Source organism: Treponema sp. R6D11 (assembly GCF_054786075.1).
In genome coordinates, this window is the sequence record NZ_BDHD01000456.1 from 1 (window position 1) to 994 (window position 994).

The 994-nt window shown below is 51.4% G+C and carries 1 protein-coding gene; it reads right to left on the bottom strand.

Going from position 1 to position 994, the window contains the following annotated elements; all coding sequences use genetic code 11:
- Nucleotides 1–31 precede the first annotated feature (31 nt).
- Nucleotides 32–976 carry a thioredoxin-disulfide reductase gene (trxB, locus tag ACYVTD_RS13925; protein ID WP_461248324.1) on the bottom strand — a complete coding sequence of 315 codons (945 nt, stop codon included), beginning with the start codon at nucleotides 974–976 and terminating at the stop codon, nucleotides 32–34.
- Nucleotides 977–994 lie beyond the last annotated feature (18 nt).

Below are 994 nucleotides of genomic sequence, written 5' to 3' on the forward strand. Positions count from 1 at the left end.
TACGCCTAACAGCCTGAAAAAGGCGGACAATTTATTTCCCGTCTTTTATCGAGTCTATGTAAGCCGCCGCGCTGTGGGCCGCTACAGCGCCGTCGGCCGCGGCCGTTACAACCTGGCGGAACGCGCCGGAACGTATGTCGCCCGCCGCGAAAAGACCCGGTATGCTGGTAAACATTTTTTGGTTTGTTACGATGTAGCCGCTCTCGTCAAGCTTTGCCTTAAACGGGTCGGCCGCCACAAGCGACGTTTGGGGAACGGTCCCTACAAAAACAAAAACGGCGTCCGTATCTTCCTCGTAAACCTTATCGCTTGTCGTTTCGCTTAAAACAACCGATTTTACTTTTTGCTCGCCTTTTATTTCTTTTATGACCGTATTAAGGCGAACCTCTATATGCGGATTTGTCTTTACCCTTTCGACAAGGGCTTCTTGGGCGCGGAATTTGTCCCGTCTGTGAATTAACACTATCTTGTCGGTTAAATTTGAAAGGTAACGCGCCTCTTCACAGGCCGCGTCCCCCCCTCCTACGACAAACATTTTCTTGCCTTTGAAAAAATGGCCGTCGCAGGTGGCGCAATAGGAAACTCCCTTTCCGCTGAATTCGCTCTCGCCCGGAACGCCGAGCAGGCCCGGTTTTGACCCCGCCGCAAGAATTATCGAATGTGTTGTAAGGGTTTTCCCGTCCGCGAGGCTTACGATGAAATGCCCCGCTTTTTTTATGCCTGTTACGGATTCCGTAAGAAAAGTCGATCCGAATTTTTCGGCCTGTTGGTAAAGGGCAAGCGAAAATTCATAACCGGATACGGCTTCGGTAACGCCCGGGTAATTTTCCAGCCGGTCAATAACTAAAATCTGGCCGCCCGGCCCCATCGCTTCAATAACAAGAACTTTCAAGTTCGCCCTTGCCCCGTACTGCGCCGCGGTAAGCCCCGCGGGACCCGCCCCTATGATAATTAAATCTGCGTCTAAATCGGCCATTATTCCTCCAACAGTATC

Coding starts and splice junctions, on each gene's coding strand:
- trxB (WP_461248324.1), bottom strand. CDS start 976: ATGGCCGATTTAGACGCAGATTTAATTATCATAGGGGCGGGTCCCGCG.